15 protein-coding genes are annotated in these 20,215 nt (G+C 64.4%); 1 reads left to right on the forward strand and 14 read right to left on the reverse strand.

What is annotated here, in order from left to right; all coding sequences use genetic code 11:
• The first annotated feature begins 61 nt into the window (after positions 1 to 61).
• On the forward strand, positions 62 to 796 hold the full coding sequence (locus tag APZ15_RS13310) for an autoinducer binding domain-containing protein (protein ID WP_080982137.1): 735 nt from the start codon (positions 62 to 64) through the stop codon (positions 794 to 796).
• Here APZ15_RS13310 and APZ15_RS13315 read toward each other — a convergent pair.
• From APZ15_RS13315 to APZ15_RS13375, 14 genes are all read right to left on the reverse strand, one after another.
• Positions 719 to 1,501 carry a glutamine amidotransferase gene (locus APZ15_RS13315; protein ID WP_049098307.1) on the reverse strand — a complete coding sequence of 261 codons (783 nt, stop codon included), beginning with the start codon at positions 1,499 to 1,501 and terminating at the stop codon, positions 719 to 721. The genes APZ15_RS13310 and APZ15_RS13315 overlap by 78 nt on opposite strands.
• A 63-nt stretch (positions 1,502 to 1,564) precedes the next feature.
• Entirely contained in the window at positions 1,565 to 2,209 is a 645-nt protein-coding gene (locus tag APZ15_RS13320) for a glutathione S-transferase family protein (protein ID WP_021160969.1), read from the reverse strand.
• A complete protein-coding gene (metC, locus tag APZ15_RS13325; RefSeq protein ID WP_034195875.1) occupies positions 2,203 to 3,399 on the reverse strand; it encodes a cystathionine beta-lyase in 1,197 nt (398 codons plus the stop codon). Before metC ends, APZ15_RS13320 begins: the two co-directional genes overlap by 7 nt.
• Before the next feature lie 47 nt (positions 3,400 to 3,446).
• Entirely contained in the window at positions 3,447 to 4,100 is a 654-nt protein-coding gene (locus APZ15_RS13330) for a pyridoxine/pyridoxamine 5'-phosphate oxidase (RefSeq protein ID WP_027787351.1), read from the reverse strand.
• A 7-nt stretch (positions 4,101 to 4,107) separates the two neighbouring features.
• Positions 4,108 to 5,010 carry an HpcH/HpaI aldolase/citrate lyase family protein gene (locus tag APZ15_RS13335; protein WP_027787350.1) on the reverse strand — a complete coding sequence of 301 codons (903 nt, stop codon included), beginning with the start codon at positions 5,008 to 5,010 and terminating at the stop codon, positions 4,108 to 4,110.
• 47 nt (positions 5,011 to 5,057) lie between these two features.
• Positions 5,058 to 6,197 (reverse strand): acyl-CoA dehydrogenase family protein, encoded by a 1,140-nt coding sequence (locus tag APZ15_RS13340; RefSeq protein WP_027787349.1) that lies wholly within the window; start codon positions 6,195 to 6,197, stop codon positions 5,058 to 5,060.
• Between the two features lie 681 nt (positions 6,198 to 6,878).
• On the reverse strand, positions 6,879 to 8,369 hold the full coding sequence (locus tag APZ15_RS13345) for an ISNCY family transposase (RefSeq protein WP_027787348.1): 1,491 nt from the start codon (positions 8,367 to 8,369) through the stop codon (positions 6,879 to 6,881).
• 335 nt (positions 8,370 to 8,704) lie between these two features.
• Positions 8,705 to 8,962: a PAAR domain-containing protein gene (locus APZ15_RS13350; RefSeq protein WP_027787347.1), complete on the reverse strand. Its 258-nt coding sequence runs from the start codon at positions 8,960 to 8,962 to the stop codon at positions 8,705 to 8,707.
• A gap of 100 nt (positions 8,963 to 9,062) precedes the next feature.
• A complete protein-coding gene (locus APZ15_RS41765) occupies positions 9,063 to 9,311 on the reverse strand; it encodes a hypothetical protein (RefSeq protein ID WP_099318689.1) in 249 nt (82 codons plus the stop codon).
• A gap of 82 nt (positions 9,312 to 9,393) precedes the next feature.
• Positions 9,394 to 10,893 carry a hypothetical protein gene (locus APZ15_RS13360; RefSeq protein WP_027787345.1) on the reverse strand — a complete coding sequence of 500 codons (1,500 nt, stop codon included), beginning with the start codon at positions 10,891 to 10,893 and terminating at the stop codon, positions 9,394 to 9,396.
• Positions 10,890 to 13,073 (reverse strand): DUF3274 domain-containing protein, encoded by a 2,184-nt coding sequence (locus APZ15_RS13365; protein WP_226153305.1) that lies wholly within the window; start codon positions 13,071 to 13,073, stop codon positions 10,890 to 10,892. Before APZ15_RS13365 ends, APZ15_RS13360 begins: the two co-directional genes overlap by 4 nt.
• A gap of 66 nt (positions 13,074 to 13,139) precedes the next feature.
• The gene (locus tag APZ15_RS13370) at positions 13,140 to 15,926 is read right to left on the reverse strand and encodes a type VI secretion system Vgr family protein (protein WP_027787343.1); all 2,787 of its coding nucleotides are present in this window, start codon (positions 15,924 to 15,926) and stop codon (positions 13,140 to 13,142) included.
• 739 nt (positions 15,927 to 16,665) lie between these two features.
• Positions 16,666 to 16,926 carry a thioredoxin domain-containing protein gene (locus tag APZ15_RS40895; protein ID WP_099318690.1) on the reverse strand — a complete coding sequence of 87 codons (261 nt, stop codon included), beginning with the start codon at positions 16,924 to 16,926 and terminating at the stop codon, positions 16,666 to 16,668.
• 121 nt (positions 16,927 to 17,047) lie between these two features.
• Positions 17,048 to 20,209, reverse strand: coding sequence for a multidrug efflux RND transporter permease subunit (locus tag APZ15_RS13375; protein ID WP_027787342.1), 3,162 nt, complete (start codon positions 20,207 to 20,209; stop codon positions 17,048 to 17,050).
• Positions 20,210 to 20,215: the final 6 nt, after the last annotated feature.

Genomic DNA, 20,215 nt, shown 5'->3' on the forward strand with positions numbered 1-20,215 from the left:
CGAACCGGTTGCGCAAGTCCGCCTGGCTGCAGATTCCAACTAAACGAACGGGGTGGCTTGTATGAATGGACTGGATTGTCTGAAATGGTTGGTACCCGGCGACACGGACGCGTCATGGCAGAGAATGACCGACGCGGCCGCCGGAATGGGGTTCGACAAGGTCGTGCTGATCGTGTTGCCGTTTACCGGCGCGTCGTTCGATCTCGCGCGCAAATGGAGCAGCGGCGTGCCCGGCTGGACGGCGCTGTACCGGCAGCGCCAGTTCGACCGCGTCGACCCGATGCTGCGGCATTGCTTCCGTTCGGCACTGCCGCTCGTCTGGGACGACGCATTGTTCGCGCTGCCAGAGCAGCGCCCGTGTTACGAAGCGGCGGCCGCGTACGGCATGCGCAGCGGCGTCGTGCTGCCGGTGCGCGGCGCGAAGGGGGAGGTCGGCATGCTGTTGTGTGCGAGCACCGACGAGCTCGCCGCCACGCGCGAGCACTGCGACCGCCATCTCGCGGCGCTGACGCTGCTGCGCGACGTCGCGTGCGAAGCGATCGCCGGCACGCGCTGCCATGCACCGCCCGACAGCGTGCCGCGGCTGAGCCGGCGGGAAGTCGAATGCCTGCGCTGGCACGCGGCCGGCAAGACGTCGTGGGAAATCGGCCACATCCTGAACGTGACCGAGTCGTGCATCAATTTCCACTTCATGAACATCCGCCGCAAGTTCAACGTGTCACGTCGGCACGAAGCCGTGCTGCGAGCGGTCGAGTGGGGGCTGATCAGCATCTCCGACGTGACCGTGCCGACCTGATGCGGGCGCGTCGTCGAGCCAGCGGTCGAGAAACGCGCTGAGCCACGCGGCCGTCGCGCGGTCGTGCCGCCGGCCTTCGCGTGCCTGCGTCGCGAGGTCCTGCGCACCGGGCGCCGACAGCTTGTGCGCGGCGGCCGTGCTCCAGCGCCGCATCATCGGATAGCTCACTTCCGGATGAAACTGCACGCCGTATGCGCGCGGCCCGTAGCGCACGGCCTGGTTCTCGAAGTGCTCGCCGGTCGCGAGGATCTCGAGCCCGGCGACGCGTTCGAAGCCCTCGCGATGCCACTGGTAGACGTGCGACGGCCACGACCCGAGGCGCCGGCCGGCGGGCGTCGCGGCGATCGGCCAATAGCCGATTTCCGCGCGCCCGTCGCGATGCGCGCTCACGCGGCCGCCCAGGTGGCGGATCATCATCTGCGCCCCCAGGCAGACACCGAGAAAGGGCGCCGCCTCGCGCAGCGGCACGCCGATCCAGTCGATTTCATCCTGAATCCAGCGATCGCCGTCGTTGGCGCTCATCGGGCCGCCGAACACCACGGCGCCCGCATGGTCGGCAAGCGTCGCCGGCAGCGGATCGCCGAGCGGCGGGCGTCGAATGTCGAGCGGATGGCCGCGGGCGGCAAGCAGCCGGCCGATCCGGCCGGGGCTCGACTGTTCGCGGTGCAGGACGATCAGGATCGGACGAAGGGCGGAGTGCGTCATGTCGTGTCGAGAGGGTCGTGAGTTCGTGAAACCGCGAGGCCGTGTGAGTCGTCACGCGCAGAGTCAGCCCGGCTGACCGCGCAACGCGTCGAACGACACCATGACCTGTTCGCGATAGGCGGGGCGTCGGCTCAGGCGGGCATACCAGGCCTCGACGTGCGGCAACGGCGGCCGCTCGACGTCGAGCGAGAAATAGCGGAACAGCGTCGCGCCGGCCGGAATGTCGGCCAGGCCCGGCGTCGCACCGCCCAGGAAGGGCTGGGTCGACAGCAGCCGGTCGAGCAGCTGGAAATGCGTCGCGCTGCGTGCGGCCTTGTCGCGCACGAGCGCATCGTCGCGCCGCTCCGGCGGCGTTCGCACGAGCGCCCAGAACAGCCCGGTCATCACGTCGGGTTCGAGCGCGGTCTGCGACCAGTCCATCCAGCGCTCCGCGCGCGAACGGGCGAACGCGTCGCGGCACCAGAACGGATTGTTCGGCACCCGCGCGGCGAGATAGCGCAGGATCGTGTGCGACTCCCACACGACGTCGCCATCCCAGTCGATCACCGGAATCCGGCAGGTCGGATTCAGCGCCGCGAACGCGGGCGTCTGCAGCGAACCGTGTTCACCGCCTGCCGCGATGTGCCGGTACGGCACGCCCAGCTCGCCGATGAGCCACAACACCTTCTGCACGTTGAACGACGTGCGGCGGCCCCAGACGGTCAGCATCGCGCGGCATCCTCGCAGGCGGCGGCCTGCCGCGCGCACGCCGCATAACGATCGAGACCGGCCGCGAGATCGGCGATCAGGTCGTCCGGGTCCTCGAGCCCGACATGCACGCGCACGCCGCGGCTGCCGGCCGGCCAGCGCGCGGCAAGGCCGTGCGCGTCCAGCTCGAACGGCAGCGCGAGACTCTCGTAGCCGCCCCACGAATAACCGAGCCCGAACAGCGCGAGGTGGTCGAGAAACGCTTCGACCGCGTGCGCCGGCGCCGGCTGCAGCACGACCGAGAACAGCCCCGATGCGCCGCGGAAATCGCGGCGCCACAGCGCATGTCCGTCGTCGCCGGGGAGGGCCGGATACAGCACGCGCTGCACTTCGGGGCGCGTCGCGAGCCAGCTCGCGACCGCCAGCGCATTGCGCTGGTGCTGCCGCAGCCGCACGCCAAGCGTGCGCAACCCGCGCAGCGCGAGATAGACGTCGTCGGGGCCTGCGCACAGTCCGAGATCGCCATGCAGTTGCTTCAGTGCGGGCCACGCGCGTTCGGTGGCCGACACGGTGCCGAGCATCGCATCGGAATGCCCGACCAGGTACTTGGTGCCGGCCTGGATCGACAGGTCGATGCCGAACGCATGCGGTTGAAAGAAGAGCGGCGTGGCCCAGCTGTTGTCCGCGACGACCAGCGCGCCGTGTGCGTGCGCGAGCCGGACGAGCGCCGGGATATCGTGCATGTCGAACGTATAGGAACCCGGCACTTCGACATACAGCGCGCGCGTATTCGCACGGAATGCGGCTGAGACGGGCGTGCTGCCGTCGTACCAGGTCGTCTCGACGCCGAGCCGTGCAAGCACGCCTTCGCACGCATGGCGTACCGGGCCGTAGACCGATGCGGTCATCAGCAGGTGATCGCCGGGCTTCAGGCACGACAGCAGCGCCAGCGTGCACGCGGACAAGCCCGACGGACACAGCACCGCACCGGCACCGCCTTCGAGGCTCGTCACAGCCCGCTCGAGCGCGTCGGTCGTCGGCGTGCCGCGGCGGCCGTAGATATACGGCTGCGTGCGATTCAGCAGATCGGACACCGTCGGGCTGAGCACGGTCGACGCATGGTAGACAGGCGGATTGACGAAGCCGTGCCAGGCCGCGCTGTCGCGGCCCGCGTGCATGAGGCGCGTGTCTTCGTGCATCCGGTCATTCATGCCGTCGTGCAGGGTGCCGCCCGGTCGCGACGGGAGCGCGGCGGATTTCAAGGCCATAGCGCACACCGTTCCCAGCACTGACCGTCACGACGGTACGCCTGCCGCGCAAAACGGCGTGCGCTGTCGGCACGCCAGAATTCGGCTTCGTCCGGCGCGAGCGTGTACAGGTGCCAGTCCTCCGACACGAGTGCGGGGTCGGCGGCCAGCCGTGCGAGCTGCGCGTCGATCGCGCGCGTCAGGTCGGCGGGATCGTCGAGCCGTTCGCTTTGCCGGCCGGCCAGGATGCTCGCTCGCGACCGCTCCGGGCGGCCCGCGAAATCGGCGCGGCCTTCGGCGGCCGGCAGCCGCTCGACCGGGCCGCTCAGGCGGACCTGGCTCGCGATCACCGGCCAATAGAACGTCAGCGCGGCGAACGGCCGGTTTTCGATCTGGCGCCCCTTGGGGCTGCGCGTGCTCGCCGCGAAATGCCAGCCGCGTGCGTCGACGTTCAGCAGTACGACGGAGCGTGCGTCGGGCCGCCCGTCCGGGCGGACCGTCGACAGCGTCATCACCTGCGGTTCGACGGCGCCTGCGACAACGGCCTCGTCGAGCCAGCGTTCGAATTGCGCTTGCGGCGTGTCGGGCCAGTTCTCGGCCGGAACGTGCGGCGCCGCATGCGCGAGGGTTTTCAGCGCCTTCAGGCGCGTGGCGATCGTATCCATGGCGGGCTCAGGCAATGCCGAATTGCGTCGCGCGGGCGATCAGCCGGTGCGCGGCGAGATAGTCGGGGACTTCCGCGAGGAAACCGTCGACGACGGCCGCGGCCACGCGGCGGCCGCCGGACGCGCGCCGGGCGGTGTCGAACGCGTCGATCACGCGGCGGGCGAGGGCGACTTCGTCGGCCGTCGGCGTCAGCACGCGATTGACGACCGGCACGAACTGCGCGTTGACGATCGCCTTGGCCTGGTATCCGAGGCCGCGCGACACGCGCATGTCGAGCTCCGCGCCTTCGTTGTCGGCATAGCTGTACGGGCAGTCGATCGCGGTGACGCCGACGGCCGCGCATTCGACGCGAAAGCGCGAGCGCACATAGTCGAGTTCGCGGCCCGCGCGGGTGCGCTCGGCCCCCATGTCGGCCACCATGTCCTCGGTCGCGACGAGCACGGCCGACACGCGCGGGCTCGAACGCGCGATCGCCATCGTGTTCACGAGCCCGAGCGTCGACTCGATGTTCGGCACCAGTTCCGTCGAGCCGGGCGCGATATCGTATTCGCGCTCGAAGCGCGTGACGGCTTCGTCGAGCGCGACGACCTGCTCGGGCGTCGCGACGTACGACATCATCACGATGTCCGGCCGGCCGCGCATCGCCGCGCGCAGGTCGTCGATGCCGCCCGCGTCGAGCGGGTTCACGCGCACGGACGCGAGGATGCCGGCATCGCGCCAGCCCGCGAGCACGCGCTCGCTGAGTTCGCGCGCGGCCGGACGCCGGTCCGGCGGCGTAAAGGTCTCGAGTTCCTGGATCAATACGTCCGCGCCGCTCGCGGCGCCGTCGACGAGCGCATCGTGATCGGCGCCGGCGAGGAACAGCCAGGAGCGGCGCAGGCGGGAAGGGCGTCGGTGGGTCGTTGTCATGCTTGGATTCCTGTAGGGTGCGTCGTACGCATGTCGATGGCGGGCGTTCAGCCGGCGCGCATCATCTGGTTGAAGATGTTCTTGCGATGCATTTCCTCGGTTCCGCCGACGCTCATGAAACCCAGCGCGTCCGACGCGAATGCGGCCACCGGCCCGGCCTGGTAGCCGAGGCTGCCGTACAGCCGCACGAGGCCAAGCGCGCCGTCGACGAGATCCTGCGCGCCGACCAGCTTCGCGATCGAGCAGGACATCAGCGCTTGGGGGTGATCCGTCAGCAACTGCGCGAGCGCGCCGCGCGCGAGCCACGTGCCGCGCTCGATGCCGATCTGCAGGTCGACCAGGCGACGCTGCACGTACTGGTGCGCGTCGATCGTGCTGTCGAAGCTGCGCCGGTCGCGGCAATAGGCGATTGCGTCGCGCAGGTACGGCGCCGTCACCTGCGCGGCGACGAGGCCGTAGTAGAGACGGCCGAGCGAAATGATGTCGATCAGGTTGCCGAGCCCGGCGCCCGGTTCGCCCAGCAGCTGGCCACGCGCGATCGGGCAATCGTCGAAATGCAGCGCGCCGGTGGGCAGGTCGTCGAGGCCGAGCTTGCTGTCGGGCGCCGCGACGGTCATGCCCGGCTGGTCGCGGTCGACGATCACGAGCGCCGTATTGCGCCGGCCGAGCGTTTCGACACGCGTGACGACGAGGATGAAGCGCGCGAGCGGCGCGTGCGCGATGTTGAATTTGCTGCCGGTCAGCCGGTAGCCGTCGCCGTGCTCGACCAGCTTCGTCGCAATGCTGCGCACGTCGGTGCCGGTGCCCGGTTCGGCGATCGCCGTCGCGCTCAGTTCGCCGCGCAGGATCGCGCCGAAATAGCGGTCCTGCTGGGTTGCCGTGCCGTAGCGTTCGAGCGCGCGCACCATGCCGGCCTGCGCGATCACCGACAGCAGCAGCGCCGGGCGGCGGATCGTCGATGCAAGCCCCTCCAGCGCCGCGGAAAAGTGCCACCAACCGTGACCGTCGCCGCCGTAGGTCTCCGGCACGATCATGTCCCACAGTCCTTCCTGGCCGAGCCGGGTCCAGCCGGCTGCATCGAATCCGGCAGGCGCGCGAGCGTCGCGTTCCGCCGCGGCGATCTCCGTGCCGATGTCGCGAAAGCGCGCGAGCGTCGCATGCTGTTCCTGCGTCCAGTCAAATGGCATCTGTCGTGTCTCCGGTCGAAGCGGCGCGGCCTCGGACGGCGCGCCAGCGATGCCGACAAGAGTAAGGGGGCACGGACAGCGGAGGTACTGGCAGTAGTGGTAGTTGCCGGGCGGGGTGTCGCGGCAGGAGTGGGCGGGCGTGGATCTTCGCAGGGTGCGTTCGAGTGCACGCGTCGCGGTGTGCGCGCATCTCGATCGGAGCGCGCTGGTCTGAGCCCGGCATCGCATTTCATCCCGCGTCGCGGGACGATATCGAATCGGAGCAGCTGTTCACGGAGCGACTCGTTCTGGCGGTCGGTCATCATCTTCTCGCGAAGAAGCGCCGATCCATGGGAAGCGCTCGACTCGATCCCGTTGGTATTGCTCACTTATTGCCGGGCTTCGCTCGGTGTCCCGATACCAAACATGCCGCGCCATGTTCCCGAAGCCGGGCGACCAGTCGGTGGACCTGTCGGGTCGTCAATATCGATCCGGCTCGCGCATCGTCATGGTGATCGTCCCAGTCGCGTTCATCGCCGGCGCTCCCAAGGGTGCAGGCGATCAACCTTTAGCGGAAACGCGGCATCTGAACTTGGGACCTACACACATGTCGTAGCCATTTCAAGATGTCGTGGCGCCAGCTAAATAGAAATGTCCGGTTTTGAGGTTGGTTTTGCTGCGTTTCTTTCTTCGCTTTAACCGTTACGCAGAGTCGAAGGTCGGCGCCTGAACGGGCAGGGCGCTTACCTTCGCTTCCTCAGCTTTTGCAGACCGACGGCCTGGTTTGTCTGCTGGCTTGGCGGTTTGCCGACGTTGCGCCAGATTCACGATCACATGCTCGACGTCGGCCTGCGTGATCTTGCGTTGCTTCTTCTTACCCGGTTCGGCTTCGTTTCGGTTGGTTCGCGTCGAGTCGCCACGATGCGTTCGAGATGGGGCCTTGCCGATTCGACTGTTATCGCGTTGCGCCTGAAGCGCTTGCGCGATCTGCAGCACGTGACTCAAGCGCTTGTGTTCGACGACGGCACCTTGATCGATTTCAGACAGTCGGTCGTACTGTCTGCAGTCCAACACACGGTCGTCAGCCCGGAGTTCGATCCGTCCATCCGGGTACTCCCACACCTCGATCTGCCGGTCGATCAGCTTCCGGTTGGCCGGCGTGTCCTCCAGCAAGTACATCACTCGGTCGTACTGCACCGTCAGCGACTTCGTTACCTTCCGCGGCTCGCGCCACGTCAGCACCAGGTCCAGGCTTTCGTCAGGCCGCAGTGGTCGGTGCGCATTAAAGTCGCTCTTCGGCGGCTTCGCGAAGCGTGCGTTGTAGGCGGCCATGAAGGAGGGCGCGTAAGCGTTGGCGTCGGCTACCGTGTTGATGCCGCGCAATCGCATCTCCTTGACCAATCGGTCCTGCAACGTCAGGTGTGCTCGCTCGACTCGCCCCTTGGCTGAACTGCTGTTCGCGCAGAACGTGTCAATGTTCAACTCGTACATCGCCCGGCCGAACGGCGTCACGCGATTGCCAGTCTTGCCTGGCTTCACGTTGCGGAACACGCTGGCCTTGTCGCTGTAGAACGCCCCAGGTTTGCCGTGCCGTTCGATGTACGCGCGTGTCGCTTCGAAGTAGCTGAAGGTCGATTCCGTCTGCGTGAAGTGCAGCATCATCAGCCGGCTCGTCGCGTCGTCCACATACACCAGCAGCGTGCAGGCTGGCGCCCGTTCCTCGAACCACCGATGGTCGCTGCCGTCGATCTGGATCAGTTCGCCCAGGCACGCCCGGCGCGCTCGAGGCTGATAAATCTTCGGCGGTCGCTGCCGGCGCGGCACCCATAAACCTGCCTCCGTCATCAGCTTCCTAACCGTCTCCTTGGCCAGCCGAATGCCGTGACATTCCCAGAGCTTCTCGCAGGCCAGCGTCGGCCCAAAATCGGCGTAGCGATCGCGGATGATCGACAGCGCCCGGTCGGCGGCTCCTGGGTCCAGCCGACGATTGCCGGGCTTCGATCGGTGTCCCGATACCAAACCCGCCGCGCCGTATTCCCGAAGCCGGGCGACCAGCCGGCGAATCTGCCGCGTCGTCAATTCCAGCCGTTCCGCTGCACGCCAAGGCTTGAGCTTGCCGTCCGCGACGTCCTGAATGACCTTGAACCTGTCCAGCTCGCGCATCGTCATCGTGATCCGCTCCGTTGCAGCCATCGCAGCCTCCGGCGCCGGACACCCGGCGGCCGAACAGCTTACGCGGCACGAAAGCGGACATTTCTATGTAGCCAAAAGCGGACATTTCAATCTAGCCACTACAACCAGTCATACCGATAATGCTGATTATGTAAAATTGAGTTCTGACTAATTCTATGGGCGTTTATGTCACGTGCCTCGCCGTGATGAGCCTCGGCACCGTGATGGTACGCTACAGCGCGGCGCGATAGTCCAAGGCCGGAGTACGGAGGCCGCGTCGGTATTCGATAGAACGCCTAGGTGAGACCTATCGAGCGATACCACGCTGATCAGCGCGTGCGCGCTCGTGCGAGAAGCTAGGATCGCCCGGACGTCGGAAGCGACGTGATCAGCACCGCGCCGCATGACGTCTTGTGACCGTCGAACGAGGCGAAGCTACCCTCCACGTTGAAATCGGAATCGCCTTCCACAATTACGCACTCGCCGTGGATCGGACAGGTGCAGCGGTCGCCGATTCGTGCGACTGGCCGACCCATCACCTCGCTGTTCGCAGCACCGGACTCAACGCGCCCGCCGTGACTGTGTACGTCTCCAACCCGAATTACACCGCGCATGAAAGCCTCTGATCCAGGTTCGTGTTCGTCATAGATCCCGCCGCACAATCACATCGCACTTCCATCGTTATGACAATCCACGCGCGGTGGCCAATTCGGTTCATTTGCGCGCTCTGAATGCGTTGACCACGCCCACGACGAACAGGACGAGTCCGACGAATACCATTAAAACGGGCACCGAGAAGACAAACGTCAACTGTGCATCGCTTTGAATATGCCACTGGTCGAATGCGCCAATGATCAGAAGAACAAATAAGGCAGCGGAAAGGCAAATCCCAGCGGCAACCAGCCCAACGCCCCACCCCATGAGCTGCTGACGGCGAGAGGGTCTATACGCTCCCGATTCCATAAAAATTCCCCACAACGAAAGCAAACGACGCGCGAATCAGTGGACCGCACGCCGCACCCGATCTATCGCATCATTCGCGTGCTCAGAAGCTGTAGCCTTGCCCGGATCGACTGTAATCGACATCGTGGCGCTTCCCCCACCAAGGCAGATAGGCACTACCCTCTCCGGCCGCGCGGAACCACGGTTTCTTTGGATCGACGGGATTCAGCTTCGCCGGCGGCACCACGACGACCGCCGTCGGGTGTTCGAGGTCTGTCGTGCCTGCCACGAGCGTATTGCCGCCGATATGGTTTGCGCGACCGATCGCCGGTGCTACGTCCGTCAACGCGGTACCTGCGCCCATCTCACCGAGGAGCGCCGGCGTGTTGAACGTCTGTTTCTTGTAGTCATATTCCGGCAGCACTTCGGTCAACGTCTGGGACAACGTACCCAGGCGAGCGGATGCGGCGTCGCTGCCCTTGCCGGCGTCGTGGACCACGTAATGAAGATCAGCCGTCGCCACCCCAGCATTGTGGGCAGCTTGCTCAATGGTCGATTTCCACGCCTGGACTGCGCGGGTCGTCCCGGACTTCTTTTCGAAGTCGTTCACGTTGCCGACTGCGGCTCGCCCGATCCACGCGAGCGGCTCTCGCCCCGTCGCAAAGTCCGGCCCGGTCAGAACGAGCAGCACCATGTTCTCGTTCATCTGGTTGTCCTTCGGTGGGAAACTCGGCGCGTCCCAGTTCATCACCCATACGCTTTTATCGGGGTGTGCTTGCAGGTACTCAAGCGCACGATTCAGCGACGTGAAGCCCGCATTTGGACCACCTGGCGTGATGTGGACATCTGGCGGAGTGTCACTGTTCCACAGACTCGGTGCGGACTTATTCCCGATCTCGTAATAGTCGACAAACTGGTCGACGAGATATTTACGTGACTCTTCCGGATCGAGTCGCTTCTCGGGGATTGCAAACTCGATATGCGTACCTGCGAGTTCTCGCCAGCCTTTTCGGTCCTTCGAATGCACGTTGTAAAAGTACGCCGGGCTCATCACATAAATCTCAGCAAACAAGCTGAGAAGTTTGTCGACATATTTTTCGTAGAATCCGTCAAACGTCTCGCGCCCATCGTTTCCATACGCAACACCCGCGACCGGTTGAACAGTCGTGAAACTCTTCGGATCCTCCTTCACCATGTCGTCGTGCTCATTGGGCCCGACGAGGCCCATCGTCCAAAGCAATTGCCATTCGGTCGGATAGTCACGTCGTTCTAACGGATTGAGCCACGCCAGGCCGACGACTTGAGCGCGGAACGGCTGATTGGGTGCAGGTGCTGCCATTGCAACGCTGGCAGCTGCCCCAGTCGTGGCCAAAGCGACCTTTTCACCGCTGGATTTCCGAATTCCCGCCCAGAGCGCCAGCACGGCAACCAAAACCAGGAGCGGCAACACAATCAATCGTTTCATCCATTCCTCAACCGAAAGCGGCTGCGGCGCAGCCTGCTGAGCATGATACGTCCACGTCGCCGCTACCGCGACCGACAAGACGAGAATCGCGATAGCGACGCCTACACGTCGCGGCCAAGTCGAGAGAGCGGTACTCATAGGGCGTGCGTCGCACTGAGGAACCACCCACCATCTCGTTCGTCCTGGATTTTCTTCGGCATATGTGCATCTGCATCGGCCTTAACCCAGTCTGATAGAAACAGACCACTCATCTTCCCTTTCGAGAAGTACGACGCGTACTTCCGGTGTGGATTCGATTTGTCCATGCCTTCACCGAAGCGCCAGTCAGCTTCAATGCGCAAATCCTTCCAATCTTCGGGTGTCAGTTTGCACACACCGATTGCCACATCGTAGGCGAGCGCGTGCTCCGCGTGCATGGCGTTCGTCATGATCGTCGAATGGTTCGTCGGATTGTTCTTCTCCGTCGCACCGAGATAGGTTGTCACGGTGGACGTCGAATACTCCTTCGCCTTGCCGTCAGCATTGAAGCCGGGTTGCTCGGAGGTTACGTTTCCATACGCGTCAATGAGCGAGCCATTTCCTTGCTCACGTTGGCGGACGGTCTGTCGCACGACCGCATGCAATTCGTACCGCATATCTGCTTCGCTATCCTCATTCCCAATCGGTGCCGCGCCCTTGTAGTTGTCGATCGCGTCCCCCGGCTTTTTGTTAGCAGAAGCCTTGTTTCTGTCGCGTGCGGCCGCAACCGGGTCATTACCCTCATTAAATTGGCTCGTTGCTGCGGGGCCGTCATGGACGGGTGCGATCGGACTGCCAAACTTCATTGCTACTGGGGTGAACGGGTGATCCAGCTTGGGCGCGTCGATCGGGATTGCCCACCATTCTGATGGTGTCGCATTGACCGCCGGCCGGAATATGTTTACGGCCGTTCCGATGCTTTGCATCTTCCAGATTCCCCACATGTCGTGAAGAGTCGTTCGGTTCTTTAACGACTTGATGAGCGAGAATCGTGCCTCGGGAGATGGGGGATACCAAAACCCTTTCGTCTTTCCTTTCTTGTAGCGCCAGTCATTCTTCGTGTAATCGTAAAATCCCCCGGGCTTCTGGCCGACCAGGTAGCCCGAAGCGAAGACTCGCTGCGTGAAGCAATCAGCACCGCCCGTAACCTCTATCTCGTACTCGCTCAAGCCACGCCAGCCGATCCCCTGGACCGTTGTCGCCGAGATGACTTGATCATGCGGGCAGCAGTAGAGCGTGACGCGGCCAAATGTGCGATACGTGTTTCCGTAACCTGTCGGCCCCATGGAGGTCTTTCCCCATACCTGAAGGCCGTGCGCCTGTCGATCGTCCGCTGCCTTATACGGTTTGCCTTTTGACGACGTGGACATATTGGACATTTCCGGATCGATATCTTCTGGCGTCGGTTCTAGGCTGAACCGTGCCCGAATGATGTCGAAGAAGTTCGACAGCGTGCGGACCCGCGCTTCCCATGTCTCGCGGCCGCGTCGACCCTCTGCATCCTTTGCGCCGCGTTGAGTCCAGTTATCGGGCAAGTTGCTGTCAACCAAGCTGTACGGCGCGTTTGCCAATACATAGGCGTCGGCGACACAACGGCCAGATTTCCCCTGGCCATCCTTTACCTCCGGCAATTGGTCGCCGAGAAACGCGGCTGTGAGCCCGACTATGTTCCCTTGACTATGACAAACGACGGTGATCGGACAGTCCGCTTGCTTTTTCCTGATCGACTCGATCAGTTTCGCGAGACGCAGCGCAGCCATGACTCCGTATTGCCGGTTTGGCGTCGAGTACACCATGCGGGCATCAACGGGGTTCAAATCCTGAACCTGTAGCCACAGGAATAGTCGATCGTTCACCCCGACGTTCCACAAATCCGGAAGAGTTGTACACCCATTTGCAAACGGGCCTCCCCCCCAGTAGTTTTGTTCGTTCAGGAAAATGTTGCCGCCAAACTCCTGCAGTTCTTCTTTGTTCGCCTTGTGTCCCCAACGGAAGTGGATGACCGGCGACCACGACGGGTCGGGCTGCACGTAGGTTTGCGGCGTCATCTTCGGGTTGATGAAGCCGTCGTTCGTCAGGAACTTGACGTACTTGGCTGGGGTGAGTTGTCCACCTTCCGGTCCTTTGAACATCATCTGATCGTCGAGCCGCCCAAGGCGCCGGTTCAATCCCTTGCAGAGACCCTCTTCGGCCGGGCCGAACCACTCGCCCTCGGAGTTGACGCCGTGAACGAAGATCACGACGCCAGGGAGCGGCATTGGTTTGACCGCAACGAGTTCCTTCTTCTTGTTCGGCAGCATCGTACCCTTGGTAGTGGCTGCTGGAGTGCGTTGTGTTGTTGGCATGACCCGTACCCTGTCTCTCAGTTATGCGTCTTTCTTGAAAAACTTCACGACCACTTGTTCGAACTGGTTGTGGTCGATCGGAGCCATCGTGCCTGCGCTGTCCGTCTGGCCGTTCACGATCTCGCCCGACGCTTTGTGGACCTCACCCACGTATCCTTCGATCGGGTTCCCGTCGGATGCCCGCACCAGCTTCGGCACGCGCCCGAGCGCCGCATGGTCGAACTTCGGCATGTCCGTGCTCATGCTGGCAGGTCCCTGCCATGAATGCCCGGCGGACTTCACGGTGAACTTTCCCGGGCACCCAAGCTCGATGTCGCTGCCGTGAAGTTTCAGGTAGGCACCACCGGATGTCGTAAAGACCACCTGGTCGTTCGCCATGCCGGTGATCTTTCCGTCGGCCGCTGTGAACTGGATGTTCTTCGCCGAATCGATCTGCGTATCGTCGTTCTGGCTTTGCAGCGTAACCTTGCCCTGGTTCGCGATCGCCGACACACCATCGCTGTGAGCGAACATCGCGACGCCGCGACCGCCGTGCAGGTTGATGCGCTGGCCGCTGGTCACCTGGACGTGCTGCTGAGCGACCTGATCGATGTTTTCGCCCGCGTACGTCACGTGGGTTTTCGGGGTGATAGCAACCGATCCGGCCTGCGCGCCGAAAGCCATCAGCGCCTGTGAGCCGCTCCCGGTGCCCGCTCCAGCTCCGGTGTTAGATGCTCCGCCGGCGGGCGTCCAGCTCTTGAACGCGGCGGCGACAGCCTGCTGGCCGGCAGTGTCTGTCGCTTGCCCTCCATGTTCACCGGCATAGTCGCCCAGCGACTTGAACAACTCGGTGCACTCGCCGAGCAGTTGCAGCAGCTCGTCACGATCAAGCTGCCCGCCGCTTGCCTGCGAGCGGGCATATGTTGTTAGCAAGATCCCTTGCGCGGCGCGCAGCGCTGCGGCCGCATCGGTGCGCAGCTCCGCACCCTCGCCGCGGCCCTTCCCTTGCCCGTCCTGGCGCGGTTGCGTGAGGAAACCCAAATTCAGTTGGGAATGAGCGTGCTCGCTCGCAAGTTGGCTGGAAATTTCTCCCGGCGTGTCGTCGAGCCGCAACTGGTTGTAACGCTGTCCCTTGATTTCCTTCGTCTTGATACCCGACACATATCGGTTGCCTGGCAGCGAACCGGTGTGCGTGAACGCCGCCGGCGGGTTCGCCCCGTTGCCGAGGACAGCGATGATCACCAACCGGTCTGGATCGCCCCCGATCGCGCCGAGCAGGACCTCCATACCGATGCGAGGCAGAAACGACGCACCGAACTGCGTGCCCGCGAGGCTCGACGCCACCCGGATCGGCGCGCTGTCGCCTGCGTTATCGTTCGTGCCGGCCCCTTGCGCATGAGAATGATCGGCAGGATCCAGGCCTTGGATCCTCACGTAGACCCGCCCGAGCTCGTCGGTCACAACCTCATCGCCGTCGCGCGTGACGATGACCCCGGTCAGCAAATGGACGGGTGGCAGGTCAATTCTGGGATCGTATGCCGGCGTAATCGGGACGCCGCGGCGCACGCACGTAAAGGTATTTTCGTAGCGCGTATCCGATTCAGCGGACGACGGGGCCAGTTGGGCCGGCGAAGGCGATACGAGGTTCTTGCTCGCAGCAAAGAGCTGCTGCACGCGTTCGGTCAGCCCCTTCGGGAGATTGTTCGAGACGTCGTGACGAATCGACGTGACGACGAACTGCCGCTTGTCGGCCGACAGCATGTCCAGGTCGGGGTCACCCGTCAGCGTGATCCAGGTGCCGACGGCGAGATCGCGGATCCCGCTCGCGCCATCGTACTGTTCAGCTTCGAATTGGTGCGCCAGCATACGCGAGCGCGTAAGGCGATCGTGGTCGTCCCATGAGTCGCCTGCGTGCGGGACATCGATCGCCACGTCGGTCAGGAGCGTCGCCAGATCGTTACCGGCATCGCCCTGGTCGACTTCGCCCGCCACGGTCGACTCGTCAATACGCGCCTTCTTGTAGTCCCATGATGGTCGACTCGCTGCGCCCGGCACCAGGCGCGCATGCAGCGCGAACAGCGTGACCGTATCGCGCTCTTCGGTTCCAGCGTCGCGTGGGTGTAGACGCACCGTTCCGGCCGGTGCTTCCTGCAACGAGTCAGGATTGTCGCAACAGACCAAAGTGTGAACAGGGGTGTCATCTTCGGAGGTCGAGCCGCCCTTGGCGGGCCCTGCCTTGACGAAGACCGAAATCCCTTCTCGACGCAACAAGCGCCGCACAAACGCTGCGTCCGGCTCGTTCACCTGGCGCGTCAATTCCCGGGCCGGATAGCGATCGCGATTCAGGAATGACAGGTCGAATTCGAAGGCTCGCGCGAGTGCCGGGCTACGCTGGCGCCATTCGTTGAACATCACCGTGAGGACGTCAACGACGCTCTGCTTGCGGAAGACGCGCGAGTTCGTCCGTTTGTTCATCAGTGACAACGCATCACAAACGGTCAGCTGGTAAACGCACAGCTCGCCATCGCTTTGTCCGACTTGCACGTTCTCAACGATCGCGTTGATCATCTGCAGCTGGCCGCGGTCGGTTACCAGTCGCAATGAGACAGGCACGCCGATAAACAGCTTGGGCGGTAGGTCGTGTCGTGTCGATACGCACGTGAGATGGCCGTGGATGCCGGTCATCAGCCCTTCGTGAACGTTTGCGTGCTGAAGCGCAAGCAAGCGCCCCAACGTCCCTTGCAGCCGCCCGAAATTCAAAGCGACCGGACGTCGGTTCCAGTCGACCGCGCCCGACGCGAAGCTACTAAGTGTGTCGCTGATGCTCACTTCGGCCCTCTCAGTTTTATGTTCATGCCCGGGCGGCCACAACGTGGCCTTCCGTCAATTTTTGTTCAAACGGTCTCGACTCGCGGCACGAAGTGCCAGCACCCGGCTTCCGGGTTGTACAGCGCCAACTGCTCGGCATCGCCGGGAGGTACAACGATCACATCGACAGCGTCGAGCGATCTGCCGCGTCTCTTGCCAGGCAAAGAGGCCTGCGGACTGGTGCAGTCGATCGAGCGTCGACCACGTCGCTGCTTCAATTGCTACCGCCGTTTGGTGCTGGCGCCATCGTGCAGCCTGGTCTCGAGCAACCCTGAAGAGATGGCCATCGTGATGCACGACGAGCCGGTTCTCGTGGGCAAGCCACGCGAGAGGCACTGTGAGCGGCCACGGTCGAGACCTGCCTGAATAGAGAACGCGCCGCGGCAGGCGACTCGACAGCAAGACGCCTTCGACTACCTTTGCATCGTGTCGCAGCAGGAACACCATCTCCAATAGCGCATCGAATGGCGACAGGAAACAGCGAACCGCTGGACCGAAATCCGACTAATCGCCCAACAATACGGACAAGACATCCATTGGTGCCGGCGTCGTCAGGACATAAACCGGGTGCTGATGATCCAGCGTCCTCATGGCGTCGATCGGAAATTTCCCAGCGCTTTCCAAATCAATCGGAATCCCGCTATTAGACTATATGCCGATTTAGCAAAGCCATTCTAGACGGACTGCGTGACTCAGATCGTCAAGCTTTGTTACGGTGCCCTCGTGGCCGACCCGAGAATGCGAACCTTACAATTTCCGTTGATCCTTGCGAGAAATTCGGGAATCGAGCCATTGTGGCGGATCGATTATTGCGGTTCGTGTAAATAATAATCTGATTATCCACGCTGGTCTGCCGAACCGTAAAGCCGTCCCGCCTCAGTATCGCGCCAATCGCGGTGATCAGCATCCAATGCACGGCCATGCTTGCCGCACCGGGCGAGTAATACAGAACGTAGGACATGGTTTGAATCCGTCTCCTTGAATTCGAATTGAGCATCGCGCCGTCTGCGAGACGTCCGCACGACGATCGCATTCAATCAACGCAACGCACGAAAACCACCTGCCGGCACTGCGTGACTGCGTCACTCCCCCACCACCTCAGCCTGACGATCGTCGCGCGTCGCCACCGCCGCACGCCGGCCGCGTCGCCCGGCCGACGCCACGACACGAAACGCCACCGGCGCGAACACGAGCCCGAACACCGTCGCCGCCAGCACACCCCCGAACGCGCCCGTGCCGATCGATCGCCGGCTTTCCGCCCCGGCGCCCGTCGCCAGCACGAGCGGCACGACACCGAGCAGGAACGCCATCGACGTCATCACGATCGGCCGGAATCGCGCAGCGGCCGCATCGACCACCGCCTGCCGCAGCGGCACGCCATGACCGGCCAGGTCGCGCGCGTACTGCACGATCAGGATCGCGTTCTTCGCCGCCAGCCCGACCACGGTAATCATCCCGACCTTGAAGTACACGTCGTTCGGCATGCCGCGCACGAGTGCCGCGGCGATCGCGCCGATCATGCCGAGCGGCACGATCGTCAGCACCGACAGCGGAATCGTCCAGCTTTCGTACAGCGCGGCCAGCGCCATGAAGACCGCGAGCACCGACAACCCGACGAGCAGCGGCGTCTGCCGCGCGGCAACCTGCTCCTCGCGCGCCGCATCGACCCAGTCGAAACCGATCCCGGCCGGCAGCGCACCGGCCAGCCGCTCCATCTCCGCCATCGCCGCGCCCGAACTCGTGCCGGTCGCCGCCCGGCCGCTGATGTCGAGCGACGGATAGCCGTTGTACCGGTTCAGCATCACCGGGCCGATCGTCCAGTGCGGCGCGGCAATCGCCGAAAGCGGCACCATGTCGCCGGTGCGGTTCGGGACGGTCAGCGCCATCAGTTGCGCATCGGTCGCGCGCGCGACCGGGTCGGCCTCGATGATCACCCGCCGCATCCGGCCCGACGCCGGAAAGTCGTTGATGTAGTTCGAGCCGAACGTGCCGCCCAGGAGCCCGGCGATCCGCTCGAACGGCACGCCGAGCGCATACGCCTTCGCGCGATCGACATCGAGCTCGATACGCGGCGCGTCCGGCAGGTCTTCGAAATGCACGGCCGAGAGCAGCGGATCCGCCTTCGCACGCTCGGCAAGCTGCGCGCGGGCCGCCTTCAGCGCGTCGAGCCCGCCCCCGCCGCGATCCTCGAGCCGGAACGTGAATCCGTCGGAATGCCCGATACCGCGCACCGAAGGCGGCAGCGCCGCCTCGACGTCGCCGTCGAGGATCGCGCCGAAACGCGCGTTGAGCCGGTCGCGCAACGCCATCGCGTCGACGTCGCGCTGCGCCCAGTCCTTCAGTTCCACGAACGCCATCCCGACGTTCTGCCCGCTGCCCGCGAAACTCCAGCCGATCACGCTCGTCACGTTCGCTATCGCCGGCTCCCCGCGCAGGATCGCCTCGACACGCTCGACGACCGCGAGCGTACGCGCCTGCGTGGCGCCCGCCGGCAACTGGATCATCACCTGCAGTTGCCCCTGGTCCTCGGTGGGCAGGAAGCCGCCCGGCATCATCCAGTACAGCAGCCCGCACGCGATCACGAGTGCCGCATAGACGGCCACGACCATCCCGGTGCGGCGCACGGCAAACACCGCGACGCGGCGATAGCCGGATTCGGCGCGCGCGAAGGCCACGCCGAACCGGTCGGCCAGACGCGCGCCGATGCCGCGTCGCCTCGCCCGGCCGGTTCCGCCGCCGTGTCGCGCGACCGGCTTCAGCAGGTTCGCGCACAGCGCGGGCGTGAGCGACAGCGCCATGAACGACGACACCAGCATCGACGCGATCATCGCCACCGCGAACTGCCGGTAGATGCCGCCGACACTGCCGGGGAAAAACGCCATCGGCACGAATACGGCGGTCAGCACCGCGGTCACGCCGACGATCGCCCCGCCGATCCGCTTCATGGCCCGGCGTGTGGCGTCGCGCGGCGACACGCCCTCCTCCATCACGCGATGCACGCTCTCGACGACGACGATCGCATCGTCGACCAGGATGCCGATCGCCAGCACGAGGCCGAACATCGTGAACACGTTGATCGACAGACCGAACGCCCACATCGCGACGAACGCGCCCATCAGCGTGACCGGAATCACGACGGTCGGCACCAGCGTGTAGCGCAGGTCGCGCAGGAACAGCCACATCACGCAGAACACCAGCACGACGGCCTCGACGAGCGTCAGCACGACTTCGTGGATCGCGATCTTGACGAAATGCGCGCCGTCGAAAGGAATCTCGACCGCGACGCCCGGCGGCAGCGTCCGCGACAACTCGGCGAGCCGTGCGCGGATCGCATTCGACGTTTCGAGCGCGTTGCCGCGCGGGCCGAGCTGGATGCCGACCGTCGCGGCCGGCCGGCCGTTCAGCCGCGAATAAAACGAATAGTCGTCGCGGCCGATCTCGACGCGCGCGACGTCGGCGACGCGCACGGCCGAACCGTCCTGCTTCGACTTCAGCACGATCCGGCCGAACTCCTCGGGCGACGCAAGCTGCCCCTTGACCACGACCGTCGCGGTCAGCTGCTGGCCATGCACGAACGGCGCGTCGCCGATCGCGCCGGCCGTGACCGTCGCGTTCTGCGCGCCGATCGCCGCGATCACGTCGTCGGCGCCGAGATCGTATTCGCGCAACTTCACGGGATCGAGCCAGACCCGCAGCGCCTCGTCGGCATCCCACAGCTCGGCCGCGCCGACACCCGGCGCACGCTTCAGCTCGCGCAGCACGTAGCGGTTCAGGTAATCGCCGAGCTGCGCGGAATCGCGCGTGCCGTCGGTCGACGTCAGCGTGACGAGCATCAGGAACGTGTTCGCCGCCTTGAACACGCCGATCCCCTGCTGGACGACCTGCTGCGGCAGCCGCGGCTCGACCTGCTTCAACCGGTTGTTGACGTCGACGAGCGCGATGTCCGGATCGGTGCCGGGCGAGAACGTCACGTCGATCTCGAGGTTGCCGTGACCGTCGCTGCTCGTCTCGTAGTACAGCAGCCCGTCGGCGCCGTCGAGGCTTTCCTCGATGACGCTGCCGACGTCGGCATCGACCGTCTCGGTCGACGCGCCCGGATAAGACGCGGTGACCACGACCCGCGGCGGCGCCAGGCGCGGATACTGCGCGATCGGCAACTGCGGAATGGCCAGCACGCCCGCGACGACGATCGCGAGCGCGACGATCCACGCAAAGACGGGACGGTCGATGAAGAATGACGGCATCGGCGA

The organism is Burkholderia cepacia ATCC 25416 (assembly GCF_001411495.1).
Lineage (GTDB): Bacteria > Pseudomonadota > Gammaproteobacteria > Burkholderiales > Burkholderiaceae > Burkholderia > Burkholderia cepacia.